We start from the raw sequence: 21468 nt of genomic DNA, 5'->3' as shown, positions 1-21468 counted from the left end.
CGCAGCATCGGGGTATCTTGGAGCCGTTTGGTTGTCGGGTCCAGAACCTATCAGGAGTTCCTCATGCAAAGGACGTTGCTATCCCGCCTACGTACCCCGCTGGCCATTGGGGTCGTGGGCATCACCCTGGCCGCTTGCAGCACCTCGCCGCTAGGACGTAGCCAGTTGGCTTTCTATCCGGACGATCAACTCGAACAGATGGGTAAGCAAAGTTTCGCTCAGTATCAGCAAAAGCTGCCGGAGATTGGCGGCGCCACGTATGAGTATGTGCAGTGCGTCGCCCATGCCATCACCGACGAGGTGCCTGCCGACGCCGGTATTGCCAACTGGGAGGTCAAGGTCTTCAAGGACGACACGGCCAACGCCTTCGCGCTGCCGGGTGGTTATATCGGAGTCAACAGCGGATTGCTCGACGTTACCCAGAACCAGGACCAATTGGCCGCCGTCATCGGTCACGAGGTGGGCCACGTTCTCGCCCACCACGCCAACGAACGTGTCTCGACCCAAGCCGCCACGCAGACCGGGCTGTCGATCCTGCAAGCGGCGGCAGGACTGGACGGCGCTGCCGGTGAGCAGCTCATGGGGCTCCTCGGTGCGGGCGCTCAGTACGGCGTGATCCTGCCCTTCTCGCGCAAGCAAGAGTCGGAAGCCGACAAGATCGGCCTGGACTTGATGGCGCAGGCCGGCTTCAACCCCCGCGCCAGCATCGAGCTGTGGCAGAACATGGCCGCGCAAAGCCAGGGCGCGCCCCCGGAATGGCTCTCCACCCACCCCAGCGACCAATCGCGCATTCAAGGTTTGCAGGCACGCATGGATCAAGCCGTACCGCTCTACCAGCAGGCCCAAGCCAACGGCGAACGCCCCCAATGTCAGCGCTGATCGCCTTCTGAAAAGCCAACGGGAGGGAGCTTGTTCCCGATTGGCCAAGGCCTCTGCCTTGCCGGGGTTGTGGGAGGGAGAATGGATTCGCTCCCACACCAGCGCCTGACCCCAGGTGCCTGCGGAACGTCAAAGTTCGTGGCGTAACGTATCGCGTACCGGCCCAGTATCGGGGCGCACCTGGCGCCACAGAAAGAACGCCTCGGCGGCCTGCTCGATCAACATGCCCAGGCCATCGATGGTGCGCGCGCCGCGCGCCCCCGCCCATTGCAGGAAAACGGTCTGATCGGCGGCGTACATCATGTCGTAGGCCACGCCCGTATCGGCGAGCAACGTGTCGGGCAAGGGGGGCAGATCACCGGCCAGCGAGGCACTGGTGCCATTGATGACGACATCGTAAGCGCCTTCCAGGGCATCATAGCCGCCCCCCGTCACGCTTGCCTGCTGCCCACGTTCTTGCGCGTGAACGTCAGCCGCCAGACCCACGGCCTTCTCGGCGGTGCGATTGGCAATATGCAGTGCGCGTGGCCCCGCCGCCAGCAACGGATCGAGTACGCCGCGTACGGCCCCCCCCGCCCCGAGAACGAGAATCCGTGCGTCGTAAAGCGCCACACCGTGCCACTCGAGGTCACGCACTAGCCCCACGCCATCGGTGGTATCGGCATAGGTGCGCCCGTCACGGCCGTGTACCAGCGTATTGACGGCCCCGGCACGGCGGGCACGCTGGCTGAGCACATCCGCCACGCGATACGCCTCTTCCTTGAACGGCACGGTGACATTGGCACCGCATCCGCCGGCGGCCATGAACGCGTGCCAGGCGCCGGCGAAGTCCTCGCGCGGCGCCTCGATGGCCTCGTAGGTCATGGCCTGGCCACACTGCTCGGCGAATAGCGCATGAATGCGCGGTGAGCGCGAATGCGCGATGGGATGGCCGAAGACACAGTAACGATCGCTCATGCCTCGGCCTCCTCGAGCCATTCGCGCGGGTGCAGGAATTCATCGGCCAGACGTGCCTCCTCGCTATCCGGCTCGGGCGCCCAGCAGTACTGCCATTGCGCCAGCGGCGGCATCGACATCAGGATCGACTCGGTGCGCCCGCCACTTTGAAGGCCGAACAGGGTGCCGCGGTCCCAGACCAGGTTGAACTCGACGTAGCGCCCGCGTCGGAAGGCCTGGAAATCACGTTCACGCTCACCGTAGGGTGTCTCGCGCCGCCGCCTTACGATGGGCAGATAGGCATCGAGAAAGGCATCGCCCACCGCCTGCTGGAACGCGAAGCAGCGCTCGAACTCCCATTCGTTGAGATCGTCGAAGAACAGCCCACCGACGCCACGCGTTTCGCCGCGATGATGCAGGGTAAAATAATCGTCGCACCACTGCTTGAAGCGCGGGTAGACCTCCTCGCCGAACGGCGCGCAGGTATCGCGGGCCACGCGGTGCCAATGGACCACGTCCTCGAACACCGGATAGAACGGCGTCAGATCGAAACCGCCACCGAACCACCACACGGGCTCGGCACCGTCTTTTTCGGCGATGAAGAAACGCACATTGCCATGCGCGGTGGGCACGTGCGGGTTATGCGGATGCAGCACCCAGGACACACCCACGGCATGGAAGCTGCGCCCGGCCAATTCGGGCCGCGCGGCCGAGGCCGAGGCCGGCAGGCGTTCGCCGAAGACATGCGAGAAGTTGACGCCGCCCTTCTCGAACACCTTACCGTCTTCGATCACCCGCGAGCGACCGCCCCCTCCCGACTCACGTGTCCAGCTGTCTTCACGAAAGGCCGTGCCATCCTCGGCGGCCAAGCCTTCACAGAGACGTTCCTGCAAGTCGAGTAGATACTCCTTCACCTTGTCGAGATGGGGGTGCGCCACGTCGCTCTCCTCGGGTTGTCGGTTGGTTTGACTCATGTAGCGCTCGGCCATGACGTAAAACGTACGCCACCCTGCTACGCCTCAATCGCGCAGGACCTCGCCGCTCGTCAGATCACGGATCGTGCTCGGCCGTTCATATCCGCCCAGCGGTCCATCGACGAGCGTCACCGCCTCGCCGAAGGTCGCGCGTATGTCGTCGGCACTCATGGCAGGCGGCGAACCGGCACGATTGGCCGAGGTCGAGACCAGCGGGCCGCCGAAGGCGTTGCACAGTGCCTTGACCAAAGGATGATCGCTGACGCGCACCGCCAGGGTGGCGTGTTCGCCGCGCAGCAGTGGACGTGCCCGGCCGTTGTCGGGTACCAGCCAAGTATGGGGGCCCGGCCAGCTTGCGGCCAAGCGCGCACGTTGCGACGCATCGCGCCCCACCAGCCAAGGCTCGAGCTGGTCCATGTCAGCGGCGATCAGGATCAAACCCTTGGCGGGATCGCGCTGCTTGAGTTCGATCAGCCGCGCCAGCGCGGCATCGTCATCGGGATCGCAGCCCAGTCCCCACACCGCTTCGGTGGGATAGGCCACAATCGCACCGCGGCGCAATGCCGCCACGGCATGACTGAGAGTGTCGGAGGTCTCTGACATGGCGAAGGATTTCACTTCACGGCGATACAAGAGGCAGCCATCTTATCACGCACGTGGGGCAGGATGCCGTGCCACGCTGTCGCAGGTGTTCAGTGAGTGGCGCGGCGCACCCAGCCCCCGCTAACCTGCGCGGCCTGGCCGGCGAGTTCCAGTTCCAACAGGCGCATCTGACAACCACCGACATCCAGCGCGCTGCGCTCGACGAGCACGTCCAGCGGCGTGGGAACCGTGTCCAACAACGCCAGTAACGGATCCTGGGGCACATCGGAGGGCGCCGGTGCCTCTGTACGCGCTGGTGGTGTCGCCGTGTCGGCGTCGGGCGTCGCCGCGTTCAACGCCTGCCAATGGCCGAGCTGCTCGAGGATGTCGTCACGCCCGCATACCAGGCAAGCACCGTCGCGGATCAACCCCAGGTTGCCGCGCGCCTGCACATTGTGCAGCGAGCCGGGAAGCGCAAACACCTCGCGGTTCTGCTCCATCGCCAGCCGCGCACTGACCAGCGAGCCGCTTTTCTCGGCCGCCTCGACGACCAGAACGCCCAGCGACAAGCCGGTGATGATGCGATTGCGGCGCGGGAAATAGCGCGCATGGGCGCGCGTCTCGGCAGGGTGCTCCGAGAGCAGTAGACCGCCTTCGTCGAGCAGACGACGATACAGGCCGGCATGGCGGGGCGGGTAGATCACGTCCACACCGCAACCGAGTACCGCCACGCTGCGACCGCCGACATCCAGCGCCGCCCGCTGGGCGACGCCGTCGACTCCCAATGCCATGCCGCTGATGATGCCGAAGCCGGCGACCACGAGTTCACGGGCGAAAAAGGCCGCGTTGTCGCTGCCTTCGCGGGTCGGGCGCCGCGTACCGACCATGGCCAGTCCCGGCAGATCGAGGGTGGCCAAATCGCCCTTGGCCCATAACAGCGCCGGCGGATCGACGATTTCATCGAGCAGCGCGGGCCAGGCGGGATGGCCGGGATACAGCAGGTGGTGCGATGGCGCGCTGGCCTCCCAGGCCAATGCCTGGCTCACCGATGTCTCGAGGGGGCTCTTGGCTGGGTGCTCGAGCCAGTACCTGAGCGTCTCGCGCGGCCCGGCGGGCATCGCCGCGAGCCAGGCCTGGGGCCAGGCGTCATCGAGCCCTTGCGCGGCCAGCTCTCGGCGAATGACCGCCAAGCGCCGGGCACCGAGTTTGGGGAGATGCGCCAGGGCACACCACTCTCTCGCTGTGATCATGCGCGCCTTCCTCATCGTACGTCCAATGACGTCAGCACATGCCGCTCGGGCGTGCTCACGCCATCGCCCACCTCCAATGGCCGCGTGGCCTCCAGGATCAGCGCGTAGCTGACCCGCTCGAAGCTCTCGAACACCATCGCCAGGCCGCCAGGCGCACCCGCCAGGTGCAGCGTGTCGCCCTCGATCGGATCGGCCACCCGCACCGGCGCAGCATCCAGGGCGAGTACGGTCCCCGGCGTGATGCCATTCCTGCGTCCCAGGTCAAGCGCCACGATGGCGTGCCGACCGACGTAATTCATGCTTTCAGGCGCCCCCAGTATTTCGCCGTCGACGGCGTGCTCTGGAACCTGGAGGGGAAACGTCAGAGAGAGACGTTCTTCGCGATACGGCAGTAGTCGGTCACCGGGGCGCACTTCCCGACGCGCCTCGAGTACCTCGAACACTGCCAGATTACCTTCGCGCTTCACCCACCCCGCCTCGCCTACCGCGCGGAGCTCGATACCGAGTAGCGCGCCGCTTTCCGGATCACGGTAGACCGTCCCGGGACGGTAGATGACGCGCCGCGCATCACGCGAGAGCCCGGCGCCCTTGCCAGCACGGGCATAAAACCGGTCGCCGCTGCCGATCAGCTGCTGCCCGTCATCGCCCGCGACGACGTAGGACGTCTCCTTGAGCTTGGCGCGCGAGTCGAGGAGGCGATAGTCGTTCAGGAAAGGCGCTATCGTTCGACGCTTGATGCTAGGCGTCGCTTCGCTCGGCGGCACTTCACGTATACGCGGAGAGAGATGCACGACATCCTGCGGCCCATCGCGCTCCTCGGCGGCAGATGCCACACCCACAACGCCAACCAGCACCAGCACGAGTGCTACTAACCGACCGCCATAGCCTGCCCACATGATCGTCTCTTCTTCTGATCGTTCGTACGTCAAATCGTTACGGCGCCGACGCCCTCGGTCCTCGGCATGCGTCTGGACGCACTGCTATACTTGATACATCTTATGCCGCCACGCTTCGCCGCTACCGGCGGTACGCTGCCTGACCATCCGCTATCGGGGGCAGCGGCGTCCTCTCGGTTCCGTTCCCGACGATGGCGCATTACACTAGCGGACACATTTCACGTAACAGCATAACGGTTTTCTTAACGCCATGGCCAAGCTGACCATTCTCGAATTTCCCGACGAGCGCCTGCGTAAAAAGGCGGCGCCCGTCGAGACCGTCGACGACGAGATCCGTACGCTGGTCGACGACATGCTCGACACCATGTACGACGCCCAAGGCATCGGCCTGGCCGCGACTCAGGTCGACGTGCATCGCCGCGTCATCGTCATGGACGTCAGTGACGATCGCTCGCAGCCCCGCGTACTGATCAACCCTCAATACACGCCGCTGGGTGAGGAACGCGAACCCATGCAGGAAGGCTGCCTGTCGATCCCCGATCATTACGCCGAAGTACCGCGTGCGTTACGGGTCTCGCTCAAGGCGCTGGATCGCGACGGCACGCCCTACGAGCTGGAAGCCGACGGCCTGCTCGCCCACTGCATCCAGCATGAGTGCGATCACCTCGAGGGCACGTTGTTCGTCGACTATCTCTCGCCGCTCAAGCGCGACCGCATCATGAAAAAGATGCAGAAACGCCACAAGGCCATGCAGGACGCCTGAGGTCACGTCACCTTTCGTCTCGCTCCCGCCTCGCACTCGTCACGCGGGCCGGCACCTGCCGGCCCGTGACATTGAACGAACGCGCGCACCAGCGCCATGCGGCTTCTGCCATCGCCGCCGCATCCGCTATCATCCAGGCCTCGCACGCCGTTATGGAAGTTCACCCGATGTCCCAATCATTGCGCGTCGCATTCGCCGGCACGCCCGATTTCGCCGCCGCCAGCCTCGCGGCGTTGCTCGACAGCCGCCACGAAGTCGTCTCGGTGCATACCCAGCCCGACCGTGGCGCGGGACGCGGGCGCAAGCTCACGCCCAGCCCGGTCAAGGCACTGGCGCTCGAACACGCGCTGCCCATTCATCAGCCCACCACGCTCAAGGCGCCCGACGCCCAGCAGACGCTTGCCGCCTGCGACGCCGACGTGATGGTGGTGGTCGCCTATGGATTGATCCTGCCGCAAGCGGTGTTGGATACCCCGCGTCTGGGCTGCCTCAACGTGCATGCTTCGCTGTTGCCCCGTTGGCGCGGCGCGGCCCCCATTCAGCGCGCCATCGAAGCCGGCGACACGCGTAGCGGGGTGACCATCATGCAGATGGACGCCGGCCTCGATACCGGCGACATGCTGCTGGTGCGCGACACGCCGATCACCGCGACCACCACCGGCGGCGAGCTGCACGACCGTCTTGCCACGTTGGGCGGAAAGGCCATCGTCGAGGCACTCGACGCCCTGGCGACGGACGACCTGACGGCGACGCCCCAGCCGAGCGAGGGCGTCACCTACGCCACCAAACTCAGCAAGGCCGAGGCCGAGCTCGACTTCACGCGCCCTGCCGCCGAACTCGCCGCCCGCGTGCATGCCTTCAATCCCTGGCCGGTGGCCTGGACGCGCCTCGCCGGCGAGCCGTTGCGACTATGGCTGGCCGTACCTGGCCCCGACAACGGCACCGCCACGCCCCCCGGCACGCTGCTGGAGAACGCCCCGGACGCCCTGCGCATCGCCTGCGGCCCCGACGGCACTCAGGTGCTGCATATTACCCGCGCGCAGCTGCCCGGCGGCAAGCCGCTCGCGGTGCGCGATCTGCTCAATGCCCGTGGCGAGCGCTTTGCTCCGGGGCAGCGACTGGGTCAGGAGACCACCTCATGAGTACACCGGACATCCGCGCCGTCTGCGCCTCCGCCCTGGCCCCCGTGCTCGACGGCAAGGGGTCGCTGAACGCCCTCGACAGCACCTTGGAATCCGCGGGTATCGAAGGCCGCGATCGCGGCCTGGCCAAGGCGCTGTGCTTCGGTGTCTGCCGCACATTGCCGCGCCTTGAGGCGCTGTCCGGGGTCCTGCTGCGCCAGTCATTCAAGCGCCGCGACCAGGACATCCAGGCGCTGTTGCTGCTCGGCCTCTATCAGCTCTCGTACATGCGTGTCCCCGCGCATGCCGCCGTGGGGGAAACCGCCGGGGCCGCTCGGGCGCTGGGCAAGGGCTGGGCCACCCGCGTGCTCAATGGCTGCCTGCGCCGCTTTCAGCGCGATAGCCAGACGCTTCAAGCGCAGGTCGATCGCGACCCGAGCATCGCGCTGCTGCATCCCGAGTGGATGCTCACGCGTTGGCGCGAGGCCTGGCCCGACGACTGGCGTGGGCTGGCCGAGGCCAATAACCAACCCGGCCCCATGACCCTGCGCGTCAATCGTCGCCACGAAGATCGCGAAACGTACTTGGCCCGCTTGCGGGACGCCGGCCTCGCCGCCGACCCTACGCCGTACGCGCCGGATGGCGTAACCTTGCACGAAGCCTGTGACGTGCGCGCCCTGCCCGGCTTCAGTGAGGGCACGGTGAGCGTGCAGGACGAGGCCGCCCAGCTGACCGCACCATTACTCGAACCGGCCCTGGCCACGACGCCCGGCGCTCGCGTACTGGATGCCTGCAGCGCCCCCGGCGGCAAGACCGCGCACCTGCTCGAAGCCTTCGACCTGAAACTGACCGCCCTGGACAGCGACGCCGAGCGGCTCGGCCGCGTCGACGCCACCCTGACGCGCCTCGGGCTCGAGGCCACCACCGTGACTGCCGATGCCACTCGCCTCGGGTGGTGGGACGAACGAGCTTTCGATACCGTGCTGCTCGACGCGCCCTGCTCGGGCACCGGCGTCATTCGCCGCCACCCGGACATCAAGCGCCTGCGTCGTCCCCGCGACATCCGTGAGCTCGCCGCGCTGCAGGTCCGCCTGCTCGACACGCTGTGGACGACCCTGGCCCCCGGCGGCACACTGCTGTATGCCACCTGTTCGGTGATGCCCGAGGAAAACGCCGATCAGATCGCGGCCTTCCTCGCCCGCACCCCGGACGCCCGTGCCGACGAACTCGACGTCGACTGGGGCCGCCCCGCCGGCGCCGGACGCCAGCTCCTGCCGCGCATCGACGGCCACGATGGTTTCTTCTACGCACGCTTGCGCAAGCAGCCCGCGTAACCCGCCGCCACACACCGCCAGTCGTCGGCGTCCCTTGCCAGGGGCGCAGGAGACTTCGATACTGAGGGCATCGCACCCATGAGTGGAGCCCTCGTGTTGCAGGATGCCCTCGAGATCATCGATACGCGTTGCGCCCTGCTCGTCGTCGACGTGCAAGGCGACTTCATGCCCGGCGGCGCCCTGGCCTGCGCCGATGGCGATGCCATCCTGCCGGGGCTGAGCCAGTTGCTCAGCGAGCGACGTTTCGCACACGTCGTGGCCACCCAGGATTGGCATCCCGCCCGGCATGTCTCCTTCGCCAGCGAGCATGCGGGCTATCAACCCTTCGACACCCTCGATCTCTACGGCGAGCCGCAGACCCTATGGCCCGATCACTGCGTGCAGAACACGCCCGGCGCTCGCCTGCATCCCGAACTCGACTGGGCCCCGGTGGATCTGATCGTACGCAAGGGAGGCGACCCCCGCATCGATTCCTACAGCGCCTTTCGCAACAACCTGGGTCCCGATGGCACACGTCCCACCACGGGGTTGGCCGGCTGGCTACGCGAACGCGGCGTCGACAGTGTCTATCTCTGCGGCCTGGCGCGTGATGTATGCGTGCTGTGGAGCGCCGAGGATGCCATCGCCGCAGGTTTCGAGACACGCTTTCTATGGCCGCTGACCCGCCCGGTCACCCATGACACGGATGCCGCCACGCGGCAACGTCTCACCCGGCTCGGCGTCGAGATCATCGGCGCTTGAGCCCCCATCGCACGACAAGCGCAAGGAGAACGCCATGAGCGATCATGTCTACAAGCACATCGAACTGACCGGCTCCTCACCGAATGGTGTCGAAGATGCCGTGAACAACGCCCTGGAAAAAGCGCGCGAGACACTGCACGGCATGCGCTGGTTCGAGGTCATCGACATGCGCGGCCATCTCGAGGACGGTCGCGTGGGGCACTGGCAGGTCACCCTCAAGGTGGGGCTCTCCCTCGACTGATCGGGCTTGCGCCCGAGCACCATCGCGCCCCTGTCATTGGGGGCGCTGACTGGTTTATGCTACGCGCCAGTCACTGAGCGCGGATTCTCCCTCGCATGAAGATCATCATCCTCGGCGCCGGCCAGGTCGGCGGTACGCTGGCGGAACACCTGGCCAGCGAAGAAAACGACATCACCGTGGTGGATGTCGACACCAAGCGCCTGCGCGAACTCCACAACCGTCTGGATATCCGCACGGTGGTGGGCACGGCGTCCTATCCCATGGTGCTTCGCCAGGCGGGCGGCGAGGATGCGGACATGCTGATCGCGGTGACCAACTCCGACGAAGTCAACATGGTCGCCTGCCAGGTCGCGCATACGCTGTTTCGCACGCCGACCAAGATCGCCCGCGTGCGTGCCACCGCTTACCTGACGCGCAAGGGATTGTTCTCCCACGACGCGATTCCCATCGATGTGCTGATCAGTCCCGAGCAGGTGGTCACCGACCATATCCGCCGCCTGATCGAGTACCCCGGTGCCCTGCAGGTCCTCGACTTCGCCGGCAGTCTGGCCCAGTTGGTAGCCGTCAAGGCCTATTATGGCGGACCACTGGTGGGTCAGGAGCTCGGCTTCCTGCGGCGTCACATGCCCAACGTGGATACTCGCGTGGCGGCGATCTATCGCCGTAACCGCCCCCTGATCCCACGGGGCGACACGGTCATCGAGGCCGACGATGAAGTCTTCTTCATCGCCGCGCGCAAGGACATCCGCGCGGTCATGAGCGAGCTGCGCAAGGTCGATCGTGACTTCCGCCGGGTGATCATTGCCGGCGGCGGCAACATCGGCGAACGGCTCGCCGAGACGCTCGAACACAGCCACCAGGTCAAGATCATCGAGCATGAACTCGAGCGCTGCACGGTCCTGTCCGAGCGCCTCGACCGTACCGTGGTCCTGCACGGCAGCGCGACCAGCAAGCGCCTATTGCTGGAAGAAAACATCGAAGATTGCGATATCTTCTGTGCGCTGACCAACGACGACGAGGTCAACATCATGTCGTCGATGCTGGCCAAGCGCCTGGGGGCCAAGAAGGTGCTGACCCTGATCAACAACGCCGCCTACGTGGATCTCGTCCAGGGCGGCGAGATCGATATCGCCATCTCGCCGCAGCAGGCCACCATCGGCGGCCTGCTCACCCATGTGCGGCGCGGCGATATCGTCAACGTTCACTCGCTGCGACGCGGGGCCGCCGAGGCCATCGAGGCCATCGCCCACGGCGATTCACGCTCGTCCAAGGTGGTGGGACGCACCATCGACGAAATCGACCTGCCCAGTGGCACCACCATCGGTGCCATCGTGCGCGGCAAGGACGTCCTTATCGCCCACGACGACGTCGTCGTGGAAAGCGGCGATCACGTCATTCTGTTTGTCATCGACAAGCGCCGCATCCGGGAGGTCGAGCGTCTTTTCCAGGTAGGGCTGACGTTCTTCTGATGAGTATTCGGTCACGCAAAGCCCCTATCATGGCAAGGCGCCTACCATGAGTTTCCTGGTGATCATGCGGATCGTCGGGCTGTTGTTGATGATGTTCAGCCTGACCATGGTGCCACCGATCGTGATTTCGTTGATTTTCGAGGATGCCACTTGGGACGCCTTCGTCATCGGTCTGGGCATCTCGTTCACCACCGGGGCCCTGCTTTACTGGCCGACCCGTCATGCCCGACGTGAATTGCGCACTCGCGATGGTTTTCTGATCACCGTGATGTTCTGGAGCGTACTGGGGCTGTTCGGGTCGCTGCCACTCATGCTTGCCGCCGACCCGTCGCTGTCGTTCACCGACGCCGTGTTCGAGTCCTTCTCCGGCCTCACTACCACCGGTGCCACCATTCTCACCGGTATCGACCTGCTGCCCGAGTCGGTCCTTTTCTACCGCCAACAGTTGCAGTGGCTAGGCGGCATGGGGATCGTGGTCCTGGCGGTGGCAATCCTGCCGACGCTGGGCATCGGTGGCATGCAGCTCTACCGCACCGAGATTCCCGGGCCGCTGAAGGACTCCAAGCTGACCCCGCGTATCACCGAGACCGCCAAGGCGCTGTGGTATATCTACGCCGCCCTGACGCTGACATGTTTTTTGGCCTATTGGCTGGCGGGCATGAGCTGGTTCGACGCCATCGGGCATAGCTTCTCCACCGTCGCCATCGGCGGCTTCTCGACTCACGACGCCAGTATCGGCTATTTCGATAGCGCGGCCATCGAGCTGATCTGCGTGTTCTTCATGGTGATATCGTCATTGAGTTTCGGGCTGCACTTCGCGGTGTGGCGCGAGAAGCGCCTGCGCCATTATCTGGTCGATCCGGAATTCCGTTTTTTCATCATCTTTCTCGCGCTATTGGTCAGCATCACCATAGCCACGCTATTCATCAGTGGCACCTACGACGACACCCTGGGACTGCGCCACGGTTTGTTCGAGGCGGTCTCGATCGCCACTACCACCGGTTTCGGCGTCGCCGACTTCACCGTCTGGCCCGGTGTGTTGCCGTTCATGCTGTTCATTGGCGCTTTCGTCGGCGCCTGCTCGGGGTCCGCCGGCGGGGGCATGAAGGTGATCCGCATTCTATTGATTCTCAAGCAGGGCCTGCGCGAGATTCACCGCCTGATCCACCCCAACGCGGTGTTCTCGGTCAAGGTGGGCAAAATGCGCATCTCCAGTGGCGTCGCCGAAGCGGTGTGGGGATTCTTCTCCGCGTATATGCTGCTGTTCGTGCTGATGCTGTTGATTCTGCTCGCCTCCGGACTGGATCAGGTGACGGCCTGGTCGGCGGTGGGCTCGGCCCTCAACAACCTGGGCCCGGGGCTGGGTGGCGTGGCGGCGCACTACGGTGAAATGCCGGATCTCGCCAAGTGGACTCTGGTGGTCGCCATGATGTTCGGACGCCTGGAAATCTTCACCATCCTGGTGCTATTTACGCCGGCCTTCTGGCGTCGCTGAAGCGGCACGCGAAAATATTCTCTTCAAAAGCGCCTGGGTGCCTGCTTCATACTGGTGACCACGACTTTCACTTTCTCATTTCACTGAAGACAGAGACTTTTGAAGCCGTTTGCTCGGGTATCGCGATGGTGGCAATGCTACCATGCGCGCTTCCCGGCCCACCGCGACGGGCCTTCATCCGTTATTCAGACTCGAGAAAGCGTCATGTCCACCAGCCTTGCCAGCCCTGTACGCGCGATGGTTCGCCTAGGGCTCATTCCGCAAATCGTCATCGGTATCGTCCTCGGCATCGTCGTGGCCAGCGTATGGCCCGAGGCCGCCGCCTCGCTATCACTTCTGGGCCAAGTCTTCATCTCGGCCTTGAAAGCGGTGGCGCCGGTGCTGGTCTTCCTGCTGGTCATGGCGGCCATCGCCAATCACCGTCGCGGCCAACCCACGCATATGCGCGGCGTGCTGCTGCTGTACATGGTCGGCACCCTGTGCGCCGCTTTGGTGGCCGTCATCGCCAGCTTCGTGTTCCCGACATCGCTGGTCATCGACGCGCCCCAGGCAAGCGGCCAGCCACCAGGCGGCATCGCCGAGATCCTGCGCCATCTGCTGCTCAATGTCGTCGACAACCCCATCCATGCGCTGATGAACGCCAATTTCGTGGGCATACTGGCCTGGGCGATCGCGCTGGGCATCATGCTGCGCGGCGCTGCCGAGACCACGCTCGGCGTGCTCAATGCCTTCTCCGAGGCCGTCTCCAACATCGTGCGCCTGGTGATCCGCTTCGCACCGCTGGGCATCTTCGGGCTGGTCGCCGGCACCCTCGCGGATACCGGCATGACGGCACTGCTCGACTACGCCCATCTGCTGGCCGTCATCGTCGGCTGCATGCTGTGCGTGGCGCTGGTCACCAACCCCTTGATCGTATTCCTGGCGACACGGCGCAATCCGTACCCGCTGGTCTTCGCCTGTCTGCGCGGCAGCGCCATCACGGCATTCTTCACGCGCAGCAGTGCCGCCAACATTCCCGTCAACATGGCACTTTGCGAACGCCTGGAGCTGGACGCCGACACCTATTCGATTTCGATTCCGCTGGGCGCCACCATCAACATGGCCGGCGCCGCCATCACCATCTCGGTGATCACCCTGGCGACCGCGCATACCCTGGGCATCGGCGTGGACTTCGCCTCGGCCCTGTTGCTGTGTATCGTCGCCTCACTCGCTGCCTGCGGTGTTTCCGGGGTGGCCGGCGGCTCTCTGCTGCTCATCCCGATGGCCGCCAGTCTGTTCGGCATCTCCAATGAGGTGGCCATGCAGGTCGTTGCCATCGGCTTCGTCATCAGCGTCGTGCAAGATGCCACGGAAACGGCTCTCAACTCGTCTACCGATGTGTTGTTTACCGCTGCGGCGTGCCGCGCCAAGCACTGATTCGTGCGCTCGACGCCCCGTTCGTGGTCGCATCGAGCGGGGCCGGGTTTGGCCCGCCCCCGGCCATCGTGGATAATCGAGCTTTTCCGCCACCGAAGCGAAACGCCGCATGCCCGATACTACCGCCGGCCCTCGCCAGGTCATCGATCAGGGTGAGACCCGTTACACCCTTCTGGGTACCGCCCACGTCTCGCGCGCCAGCGCCGACGAGGTCCGCGAAATGATCCGTTCCGGCGACTTCGACGCCGTGGCCATCGAGTTGTGCCCCACTCGCTACCAGAGCGCCACCCAGCCCGACGCCATGGCCAAGATGGATCTCTTCCAGGTCCTGCGTCAGGGCAAGGCCGGCATGGTCGCCGCGAGTCTCGCGCTGGGCGCCTTCCAGCAACGCGTCGCCGAGCAGTCCGGCGTGACGCCGGGGGCCGAGATGCAAATGGCGATCAAGGAAACCAAGCGCGCGGACCTGCCGTTGTATCTCGTCGATCGCGACATTGGCGTGACCCTCAAGCGCATCTATCACAACGTGCCCTGGTGGCAGCGCATGAGCCTGATCTCAGGGCTGCTGGGCAGCGTGATGTCGCGCAAGAAAGTCTCCAGCGAAGAGATCGAGCGCCTCAAGGAAGGCGACGTGCTCGAATCGACCTTCGCCGAATTCGCCGAGCAATCCGAGTCGCTCTATGCCCCCTTGATTCGCGAGCGTGATCGCTACATGGCGCTGCGCCTGCGCGAGGAAATTGCCGGAAAAGCGCCACGGCATATTCTGGTCGTCGTCGGCGCCGGGCACATGAAAGGTCTCGGGGAACACCTGCAAGTGCTGGGGCAGCAACCACCCGGTGCCGAGGCCATCGACGAGGAACGGCGCTCACTGGAAGTCACCCCCCAGCGATCCAAGCTTTGGAAAGCTCTGCCGTGGGTCATCGTCGCGCTGGTACTGACCGGCTTCGCCATCGGCTTCTCCCGCGACACCGGGCTCGGCTGGTCACTGGTCGGCGAATGGTTCTTGATCAACGGCGCCCTCTCGGCACTGGGCAGTGCCATCGCGCTGGCGCATCCGCTGACCATCATCGCCACCTTCATCGCCGCGCCACTGACCTCACTCAACCCGACCATCGGCGCCGGTTTCGTCGCCGCGGGCGTGGAACTGGCCCTGCGCCGCCCCACCGTGGGGGATTTCTCACGCCTGCGCCATGACGTCAGCGCACCGCGCGGCTGGTGGAAGAACCGCGTCGCCCGCACGCTGCTGGTCTTCCTGCTCGCCACGCTGGGCTCCGCCGCCGGCACCTGGATCGCCGGGCTGCGTATCGCCGGGCAATTGTTCGGGTAGGCACCTCTTTTCATCCGCTTGCACATCTCCTGCGCACGCGCTCGAGCGGCCGATCATCGGCCGCTCGATCCATCGGCCCCGTTAGCTGCCGTAACGTTCCAGGCTTAGCCTACGAAAACGACGTTCCCTGCCGATAAAATGATTGGAGTCTCGTACGCAAGACAGGCACGCTCAGCCCTAAGAACGAAATCGGCGACGTTTTGCAGCATGCGATAGCCCCGTCGCCACGCAAGAACGTTTTACCGATGAGGGCAGCCCGTATGCCAGACAAGCGTTACATGCATCACAACGTGTATTCCATGCCGAACTGGCGCTTCTTTCGCTGGCTGCTCTGCAATGAACGCCTGCCCCTCAATATTCAGCGACGCTTGATCTCGGGACCCAACGTTCAGACAGCCACCATGTGGTCCGGCACGCTCTCGACCCTCCTGCTCACGTTGATCGGGCTTTATCGTCACCCAACCCCGTTATTCTGGCTCTGGTGTCTGATCACCCTCACGCTCACGATTTACCGTGTTGGACTGCATTATCAGATCCGGCAACAATGGCGCCGGCGCATCGCCAACCCCGCCGACCAGATTTACCTGGTCAACCTGCTCTGGTGTGCCACGACCGGGCTGGGTACCGCGCTTTGCCTGCTCAGCGGCGACGCCGTCCTGCAGGTACTGGTCATTCCCTCAATGGTGGTCTTTGCCTCCCTCGCCGCGTGCTATTCTCATGGCACGCCTCGCTATGCGATGTTGCAGGTCATGCTGCTGGATCTACCGCTCAAGCTCGCGGTGCCCTTCCAGCCCGAACCCTGGTTCTGGATATTCGTGCTGCAAGGTCCCTTCTTCTGGATGGGGCTATACAAGATCATTCGCGCTCTCGACGACCTGTCGATTCAAGCCCTGCTCGGCGAGTATCACAGTCAGCGACGAGCAAATCTCGACCCGCTGACCGAACTGCTCAACCGAGAGGGGTGGTATCGCGAGGCCCTGGCGATCCGTGGGCCAGGGCGCGCGCCACTTCCCGTCAGCCTGCTCTTTTCGGATCTCGACGGCTTCAAGCACATCAACGACACCTACGGCCACATGACCGGCGATGAGCTGCTTCGCGACATTGCCAATGCAATGAGCGAGGCATTGAGAAATGACGATATCCTCGCACGCTGGGGAGGCGATGAATTCGTGATCCTGCTACCGGGTACCAGCCCCGAGGCGAGTCGCAGCGTCGCTCAACGGCTGATCGACATCACGGCCGATACCGCTCACGCCTACCCGGGGATAGGGCTGAGCATCGGGCTCGTGCATTGCCAGGATTGGCGAGGCATGGATCGCGACCGTCTGGAGCGCCTGGTCGCCCAGGCGGATCAGTCCCTTTACCGAGCCAAGCGGCAAGGCAAGGGATGCTTTCAGGAACTGACCGAGCAGGTCTGACCCCGCAAGCATCTCCTGGCAGGGCGATGGGCCTTACTCGCCGATTCGCCTTGCCATAACGGGCCTGTCGACATCCTCAACGCGGGCATCGCTGTGCATCACCTAATCCACCAGACCAAGGAGCGAAATGTGGCCTCGTTCGAGCACACCATCCAGTCGCGTTATAGCTGTCGTGATTTCAGCCCGCAGGCGGTTCCTCGCGCACTCCTCGACAGACTGCTGAAGACCGCTCAGGGCATTACCCATGCCGATGGCAAACGCAGCGTGCCTTCGGCGAGTTCTCTCTACCCTCTCAAGCTATTAGCGATAGCCGGGCGCATTCGCGATTTGGACGCAGCGACCTACATCTTCGACCTCGAAAGCTGCAGGCTGAAAACGCACCTCGACCACGACATACGAGATGCACTCCAGCACGCGGCACTCGAGGAGCAACCCTGGATCGGTCAGGCAGCCGGCATTATCACGATCTGTGCCGACATGGGCGCCGCAACCCAAACATTCGCCGATCAACCGCCCTATGGATCACGCGGCCAGCGCTATGCTTGGATCGAGGCGGGCGCCGCGGCTCAGAACATGCAGTTGCAGGCAACGGCCGAAGGACTGGGCAGCGTGCTCGTCGCCGGCTTCCGCGACGAGGCCACGGCAGAAGCGCTGGCCCTCGAAGCGCCTATAACGCCGCTAATCCATTTGTGCTTCGGTTGGCCGGCTGCTACGCAGTAACGGGCCCCGACGGAATAAACGATGTCCGAGAGCCACTGACGGTTTTCCACCAAGGAAGGAGTGACCATGATCCGCGTCCCATTATTCTGCAGTGGCCTGATGGCGCTGATCATCGTGGTCATGACACAGGCGTTCCCGGGTGCGGTTACCTCCATCGACTGGCCGCTCCTGATCGGCGCGTCCGCGATCATGGCGCTGACGCCTGGCGCAAATCAGCTCTTATCGCTTTCCAATGGTTTCCATGTCGGTGTCGCGCCTGCCATGACGGCGGCCTGCGGACGCTTCGCAGCGTTCGCCTTGATGGTGGTCGGTGTCGCGGTGGGGCTCGGGCATTGGCTGGCAACCTCCGCGATGTTCTTCAGCGTGCTCAAGTGGATTGGCGTGGCGTATCTGTCATATCTCGGAGTGAGATCATTGCTCACGGCTTGGCGACCTAAAGCGGTAAGCCCGAGCGAGGGCATCGAGACTGCGCAGACCTGGCCGCTGCTACGCCGGGAAGCGCTGGTCGCATTCTCCAACCCCAAGGCATATGTGCTGTTTGCGCTCTTCCTGCCGCAGTTTTTGCATGCCGATAGCGTGTCGTTCGCACCGGCCATCATGCTGGCGGGGCTGGCTTATATCTTGATCGAGTTCGTTTGCGCGCTGCTCTATGCCGGCGCGGGACATCTACTCGGGCGCGGACGCATCAGTCTGAGCCGGCAACGCTGGCTGGATGGTATCAGCGGCTCGCTAATGGTTAGCCTGGCCGGGTGGTTGGCGTTGGCGAAACGCCAAGCTTAAGCCGAGAGATAGAGGATTCGATGCAACAAGTTATTCTAGGCTATTACGGTTCACGCTAATCTATACCTCGAATCCGCTCTAAAGAGACAGCTATCGTGGACTCGAAGATACGTATCGTCATACCGATCTATCCCGGCGTAACGCACCTGGATTTCACCGGGCCTCATCAATTCTTCTCGCGTGTGCCGCAAATCGACGTGGTGGTCGCATCCACCGACGGGGAGCCCGTTGACGTCCAAGGATTGACGTTTTCCAACCTGGACGACCTGACAGACATCGCGGCTTGCGACGTTCTCTGCGTTCCCGGTGGCCTGGGCTGCCTCGATGCGGCCGAGGACATCCGTTTTATCAATGCCATTCGACACTTGGCCGGCACCGCACAATTCGTGACCTCGGTATGCACCGGCTCATTGATTCTGGGAGCGGCGGGCCTCACGTTACCGCCAGGCGCAATACCTGGCCGAGCGTTACGCCACACGTCGCTAGCCTTGATGATCCCTCCGACCATATATAACGCATTGCGTCATATGCTGTTACGCGTTATTTAATTCGTATCAATGATCAGTGGCGAATTTGTTTTCGGTTCGAGAGCGGCAACGCTCATGATGCCGAAATCATCGATTATCACTGAGGGAGGTAAAACCATGACTGAAGAACGGCTCCCCAACATTCATCCCGGTGAGATTCTGCTGGAGGATTTTATCGGCCCGTTGGGCTTGACCAAGAATGCCCTAGCGACGGCTATCGGTGTGCCTGCCACGCGTATCGGTGAAATCACGCGCAGGGCAAGGTCGATCACGGCGGACACGGATCTGCGACTGTCAATTTACTTCGGCACCAGCCCGGGTTATTGGCTGCGGTTGCAGAACGCCTATGATCTGGAAGAGGCTCGTCGGCACGGCCATTTTGAGGGCATTCGCCCCAGGGTGGCGTAAGGCGATCCAAGCGATGCCATCGAGCAAGGCGGCGACATGAACCGCTGCCCCTCGATTGCCCGCCGCTCCCCTGACCCTTCACTTCGCCACGCCGCTCTCTTCCAGCACCTCGTCGATCAGCGCCACGAAGTCGTCGAAGGCGGGGTGCGTCAGGCTCGGAGAACGGTGCACTTCGATCACGGCGGGGGGCAACGACGGCAGGCCCTCCTCTTCCCCCAGCGCTCGCCAGTTCTCGGGTAGCGAGCGGCGATCGGTCACGGTCAGCGTCTGGCCCTGATTGACGATGACGCGCAAACCACTCGGACTCTGACTGGTGGAGTCGAGTTGCCAGTCGCGACCGATGCCGGCCAGCGCGGCCAGCGCCCGGCGCCGGTAAATGCACTGCTCCGGGAACAGCGCCAGCGGGATCGGCCGCCCGGGATCGAGCGCAAAACGCCGATGCGCCGCCCAGACCACGTCCTCCGTGGCCACGGGCCGCCCTCCACTGTCCGCGGCGTGCTGCACCGCCAGCACGATATCCAGCGAGCCTTTCTCCAATTGCTCCAGCAGTTCCGTCGACATGCGGCAGTGGATATGCACATGGACCTCGGGATGTTGAGCGCCGAAGCGTTCGAGCAGCGCCGGCAGCCAGGTGTCGGCGTAATCCTCGGGAAGGCCGAAGCGCAGCGTCACCGGCTGCGAACGCCCCAGCGCCGCGATCGCCTCGCGTTGCAGCTGCAGCAGGCGCCGCGCGTAGACGAGGAAGGTCTCGCCATCGCCGGTCAAGGTGAGCCGACGGCTGCCACGCTCGATCAGCAAGGTGTCGAGGCGCGACTCGAGCGTGCTGATGCGCAGACTGATGGTCGACTGCGTCTTGTGCAGGTAGCGCGCCGCAGCGGTGAAACCGCCGCTGTCGGCCACGGTGACGAAGGCCAGCAGCAGATCGCTGTCCAGCGCGGCCAGCGCCGTGCTATCGGTATTTCCGATGACTGCCATTGAAATGACTCGTTTTACTGATGAGAGGGTTCTGTCCAGCATAGAGGACATCGACGGGCCGCCCAACCTTCACGGCGGCAACGTCCTGTCACCCGACACCTTGCTGATCGAGAGGCCACCTGCCATGCCGACGACCGCCGCCGCGATCGACCCCGCCGTCGACGCCAAGCCGACCCAGCGCCGGCTCGCCGATGCCGAGCGCACCGACCTGAGCGAACTGGTCGACACCGACCGCTACCCGCTGCATGACGTCGACGATCCGCGCCTGCAGGCCGAGATCGCCCGGGTGCGCGAGGATCTGGATCGCGAGGGCTGCGCCGTGCTGCGCGGTTTCCTGCGCCCCGAGGCATTGGCGCAGGCCCGCGACGAGGGACGTGAACTCTCGGCCAAGAGCTATTACGCCAGCCGCCGCGTCAACGCCTGGTTCACCAGCGACGACGAAAGCCTCCCCGAGAGCGATCCCCGGCGGCATTTCATGGAGCGCACCAGCGGCTTCGTGACCCGCGACATGATTCCCGCCGATACGGTGATCCAGCAGCTTTACGTCTCGCCGGCGATGAAGCGCCTGGTGGCCGAGTGCCTGCAGGAAGACGAGGTCTATGAATATGCCGACCCGTTCGCCGGCCTGGTGCAGAACGTGCTTCCGCCGGGCACCGAGCAGCCCTGGCACTACGACACCAACGAATACATCGTCACCATGATGACCGATGCCCCGGAAACCGGCGGCGAGTTCCAGTATTGCCCCAACATCCGCACCCCGGCGGGCGAGAACTACGCCGGCGTCGGCGCGGTGATCCGCGGCGAGGACACCACCACACCCCGCACGCTGCTGCTGTGTCCCGGCGACCTGCAACTCTTCAAGGGCCGTTACTCGCTGCACCGCGTGACACGCGTCGGCGGCCAGCGCGAGCGTCACACCGCGATCTTCGCCTACTCGCAACAGCCGGGCGTGGTGGGACGTCTCGAGCGCACGCGCCAGCTCTACGGACGGGTCTCGGAAGCGCACATCGAGGCGGAGAGGCGCCGTGAAGCGCGTGCCGACGGACTGCTCGACTGATCGAAACGCCTGGAACGGGCTGCACTCGGCCATGCTGTGTTGGAAGTCGTCTCAAAATACTCATTTAGGAACCTAAACTCCGCTTTTTCGCCGACTTCCGCCTTGCCTGGCCATCGCTCGCCTGCGTTCCAGCGCGTTTCGATATTGCTGTCTAGATAAATC

22 protein-coding genes are annotated in these 21468 nt (G+C 64.3%); 16 read left to right on the top strand and 6 right to left on the bottom strand.

Annotated elements, in window-relative coordinates:
* Positions 1–63 precede the first annotated feature (63 nt).
* Positions 64–879: a M48 family metallopeptidase gene (locus C8E00_RS14425; RefSeq protein ID WP_133698224.1), complete on the top strand. Its 816-nt coding sequence runs from the start codon at positions 64–66 to the stop codon at positions 877–879.
* Between the two features lie 129 nt (positions 880–1008).
* On the opposite strand, the gene aroE is transcribed toward C8E00_RS14425, so the two are convergent.
* The 5 genes from aroE to C8E00_RS14400 all read right to left on the bottom strand — a co-directional run bounded on the left by aroE (position 1009) and on the right by C8E00_RS14400 (position 5517).
* On the bottom strand, positions 1009–1836 hold the full coding sequence (aroE, locus tag C8E00_RS14420; protein ID WP_133698223.1) for a shikimate dehydrogenase: 828 nt from the start codon (positions 1834–1836) through the stop codon (positions 1009–1011).
* Positions 1833–2753, bottom strand: coding sequence for an oxygen-dependent coproporphyrinogen oxidase (gene hemF / locus C8E00_RS14415; RefSeq protein ID WP_133698293.1), 921 nt, complete (start codon positions 2751–2753; stop codon positions 1833–1835). The genes aroE and hemF overlap by 4 nt, the downstream gene beginning before the upstream one ends.
* Before the next feature lie 81 nt (positions 2754–2834).
* Entirely contained in the window at positions 2835–3392 is a 558-nt protein-coding gene (gene tsaC, locus C8E00_RS14410) for an L-threonylcarbamoyladenylate synthase type 1 TsaC (RefSeq protein WP_133698222.1), read from the bottom strand.
* An 89-nt stretch (positions 3393–3481) separates the two neighbouring features.
* On the bottom strand, positions 3482–4621 hold the full coding sequence (gene dprA / locus C8E00_RS14405; protein WP_133698221.1) for a DNA-processing protein DprA: 1140 nt from the start codon (positions 4619–4621) through the stop codon (positions 3482–3484).
* A gap of 11 nt (positions 4622–4632) precedes the next feature.
* Entirely contained in the window at positions 4633–5517 is an 885-nt protein-coding gene (locus C8E00_RS14400) for a hypothetical protein (protein ID WP_133698220.1), read from the bottom strand.
* A gap of 250 nt (positions 5518–5767) precedes the next feature.
* Between C8E00_RS14400 and def the strand changes: the two genes are divergently transcribed.
* From def to C8E00_RS14325, 14 genes are all read left to right on the top strand, one after another.
* On the top strand, positions 5768–6280 hold the full coding sequence (gene def, locus C8E00_RS14395; protein WP_133698219.1) for a peptide deformylase: 513 nt from the start codon (positions 5768–5770) through the stop codon (positions 6278–6280).
* Positions 6281–6447: 167 nt separating this feature from the next.
* Positions 6448–7422 (top strand): methionyl-tRNA formyltransferase, encoded by a 975-nt coding sequence (gene fmt / locus C8E00_RS14390; RefSeq protein WP_133698218.1) that lies wholly within the window; start codon positions 6448–6450, stop codon positions 7420–7422.
* Complete coding sequence (rsmB, locus tag C8E00_RS14385) at positions 7419–8735, top strand: 16S rRNA (cytosine(967)-C(5))-methyltransferase RsmB (protein WP_133698217.1); 1317 nt, start codon at positions 7419–7421, stop codon at positions 8733–8735. Before fmt ends, rsmB begins: the two co-directional genes overlap by 4 nt.
* A gap of 78 nt (positions 8736–8813) precedes the next feature.
* Positions 8814–9476 carry a bifunctional nicotinamidase/pyrazinamidase gene (gene pncA / locus C8E00_RS14380; RefSeq protein WP_133698216.1) on the top strand — a complete coding sequence of 221 codons (663 nt, stop codon included), beginning with the start codon at positions 8814–8816 and terminating at the stop codon, positions 9474–9476.
* A gap of 34 nt (positions 9477–9510) precedes the next feature.
* Positions 9511–9717, top strand: coding sequence for a dodecin (locus C8E00_RS14375; RefSeq protein WP_133698215.1), 207 nt, complete (start codon positions 9511–9513; stop codon positions 9715–9717).
* 95 nt (positions 9718–9812) lie between these two features.
* Positions 9813–11186 (top strand): Trk system potassium transporter TrkA, encoded by a 1374-nt coding sequence (gene trkA / locus C8E00_RS14370; RefSeq protein WP_133698214.1) that lies wholly within the window; start codon positions 9813–9815, stop codon positions 11184–11186.
* A gap of 46 nt (positions 11187–11232) precedes the next feature.
* Positions 11233–12681 (top strand): TrkH family potassium uptake protein, encoded by a 1449-nt coding sequence (locus tag C8E00_RS14365; RefSeq protein WP_133698213.1) that lies wholly within the window; start codon positions 11233–11235, stop codon positions 12679–12681.
* A gap of 204 nt (positions 12682–12885) precedes the next feature.
* A complete protein-coding gene (sstT, locus tag C8E00_RS14360) occupies positions 12886–14097 on the top strand; it encodes a serine/threonine transporter SstT (RefSeq protein WP_133698212.1) in 1212 nt (403 codons plus the stop codon).
* Between the two features lie 109 nt (positions 14098–14206).
* Complete coding sequence (locus C8E00_RS14355) at positions 14207–15421, top strand: TraB/GumN family protein (RefSeq protein WP_133698211.1); 1215 nt, start codon at positions 14207–14209, stop codon at positions 15419–15421.
* A gap of 260 nt (positions 15422–15681) precedes the next feature.
* Entirely contained in the window at positions 15682–16839 is a 1158-nt protein-coding gene (locus C8E00_RS14350) for a GGDEF domain-containing protein (RefSeq protein ID WP_166638336.1), read from the top strand.
* A gap of 129 nt (positions 16840–16968) precedes the next feature.
* Positions 16969–17559, top strand: coding sequence for a SagB/ThcOx family dehydrogenase (locus tag C8E00_RS14345; RefSeq protein ID WP_166638335.1), 591 nt, complete (start codon positions 16969–16971; stop codon positions 17557–17559).
* A gap of 66 nt (positions 17560–17625) precedes the next feature.
* Complete coding sequence (locus tag C8E00_RS14340; protein ID WP_133698208.1) at positions 17626–18339, top strand: LysE family translocator; 714 nt, start codon at positions 17626–17628, stop codon at positions 18337–18339.
* Between the two features lie 95 nt (positions 18340–18434).
* Positions 18435–18887 (top strand): DJ-1/PfpI family protein, encoded by a 453-nt coding sequence (locus C8E00_RS14335; RefSeq protein WP_133698207.1) that lies wholly within the window; start codon positions 18435–18437, stop codon positions 18885–18887.
* Between the two features lie 96 nt (positions 18888–18983).
* Positions 18984–19274 (top strand): HigA family addiction module antitoxin, encoded by a 291-nt coding sequence (locus C8E00_RS14325; RefSeq protein ID WP_133698206.1) that lies wholly within the window; start codon positions 18984–18986, stop codon positions 19272–19274.
* Positions 19275–19352: 78 nt separating this feature from the next.
* Here the strand turns inward: C8E00_RS14325 and C8E00_RS14320 are convergent, their stop codons facing one another.
* A complete protein-coding gene (locus C8E00_RS14320; protein WP_166638334.1) occupies positions 19353–20249 on the bottom strand; it encodes a LysR family transcriptional regulator in 897 nt (298 codons plus the stop codon).
* 4 nt (positions 20250–20253) lie between these two features.
* Between C8E00_RS14320 and C8E00_RS14315 the strand changes: the two genes are divergently transcribed.
* The gene (locus tag C8E00_RS14315; RefSeq protein ID WP_424948553.1) at positions 20254–21306 is read left to right on the top strand and encodes a HalD/BesD family halogenase; all 1053 of its coding nucleotides are present in this window, start codon (positions 20254–20256) and stop codon (positions 21304–21306) included.
* Positions 21307–21468: the final 162 nt, after the last annotated feature.

The organism is Chromohalobacter marismortui (assembly GCF_004364315.1).
GTDB lineage: Bacteria > Pseudomonadota > Gammaproteobacteria > Pseudomonadales > Halomonadaceae > Chromohalobacter > Chromohalobacter marismortui.
This window is presented reverse-complemented; position numbering and strand designations above follow the sequence as displayed.

Excerpts from the sequence above, each read along its gene's own strand:
- C8E00_RS14425 (WP_133698224.1), top strand. The coding sequence starts at position 64 with ATGCAAAGGACGTTGCTATCCCGCCTACGTACCCCGCTGGCCATTGGG.
- aroE (WP_133698223.1), bottom strand. The coding sequence starts at position 1,836 with ATGAGCGATCGTTACTGTGTCTTCGGCCATCCCATCGCGCATTCGCGC.
- tsaC (WP_133698222.1), bottom strand. The coding sequence starts at position 3,392 with ATGTCAGAGACCTCCGACACTCTCAGTCATGCCGTGGCGGCATTGCGC.
- dprA (WP_133698221.1), bottom strand. The coding sequence starts at position 4,621 with ATGATCACAGCGAGAGAGTGGTGTGCCCTGGCGCATCTCCCCAAACTC.
- C8E00_RS14400 (WP_133698220.1), bottom strand. The coding sequence starts at position 5,517 with ATGTGGGCAGGCTATGGCGGTCGGTTAGTAGCACTCGTGCTGGTGCTG.
- def (WP_133698219.1), top strand. The coding sequence starts at position 5,768 with ATGGCCAAGCTGACCATTCTCGAATTTCCCGACGAGCGCCTGCGTAAA.
- fmt (WP_133698218.1), top strand. The coding sequence starts at position 6,448 with ATGTCCCAATCATTGCGCGTCGCATTCGCCGGCACGCCCGATTTCGCC.
- rsmB (WP_133698217.1), top strand. The coding sequence starts at position 7,419 with ATGAGTACACCGGACATCCGCGCCGTCTGCGCCTCCGCCCTGGCCCCC.
- pncA (WP_133698216.1), top strand. The coding sequence starts at position 8,814 with ATGAGTGGAGCCCTCGTGTTGCAGGATGCCCTCGAGATCATCGATACG.
- C8E00_RS14375 (WP_133698215.1), top strand. The coding sequence starts at position 9,511 with ATGAGCGATCATGTCTACAAGCACATCGAACTGACCGGCTCCTCACCG.
- trkA (WP_133698214.1), top strand. The coding sequence starts at position 9,813 with ATGAAGATCATCATCCTCGGCGCCGGCCAGGTCGGCGGTACGCTGGCG.
- C8E00_RS14365 (WP_133698213.1), top strand. The coding sequence starts at position 11,233 with ATGAGTTTCCTGGTGATCATGCGGATCGTCGGGCTGTTGTTGATGATG.
- sstT (WP_133698212.1), top strand. The coding sequence starts at position 12,886 with ATGTCCACCAGCCTTGCCAGCCCTGTACGCGCGATGGTTCGCCTAGGG.
- C8E00_RS14355 (WP_133698211.1), top strand. The coding sequence starts at position 14,207 with ATGCCCGATACTACCGCCGGCCCTCGCCAGGTCATCGATCAGGGTGAG.
- C8E00_RS14350 (WP_166638336.1), top strand. The coding sequence starts at position 15,682 with ATGCCAGACAAGCGTTACATGCATCACAACGTGTATTCCATGCCGAAC.
- C8E00_RS14340 (WP_133698208.1), top strand. The coding sequence starts at position 17,626 with ATGATCCGCGTCCCATTATTCTGCAGTGGCCTGATGGCGCTGATCATC.
- C8E00_RS14325 (WP_133698206.1), top strand. The coding sequence starts at position 18,984 with ATGACTGAAGAACGGCTCCCCAACATTCATCCCGGTGAGATTCTGCTG.
- C8E00_RS14320 (WP_166638334.1), bottom strand. The coding sequence starts at position 20,249 with ATGGCAGTCATCGGAAATACCGATAGCACGGCGCTGGCCGCGCTGGAC.
- C8E00_RS14315 (WP_424948553.1), top strand. The coding sequence starts at position 20,254 with ATGACTCGTTTTACTGATGAGAGGGTTCTGTCCAGCATAGAGGACATC.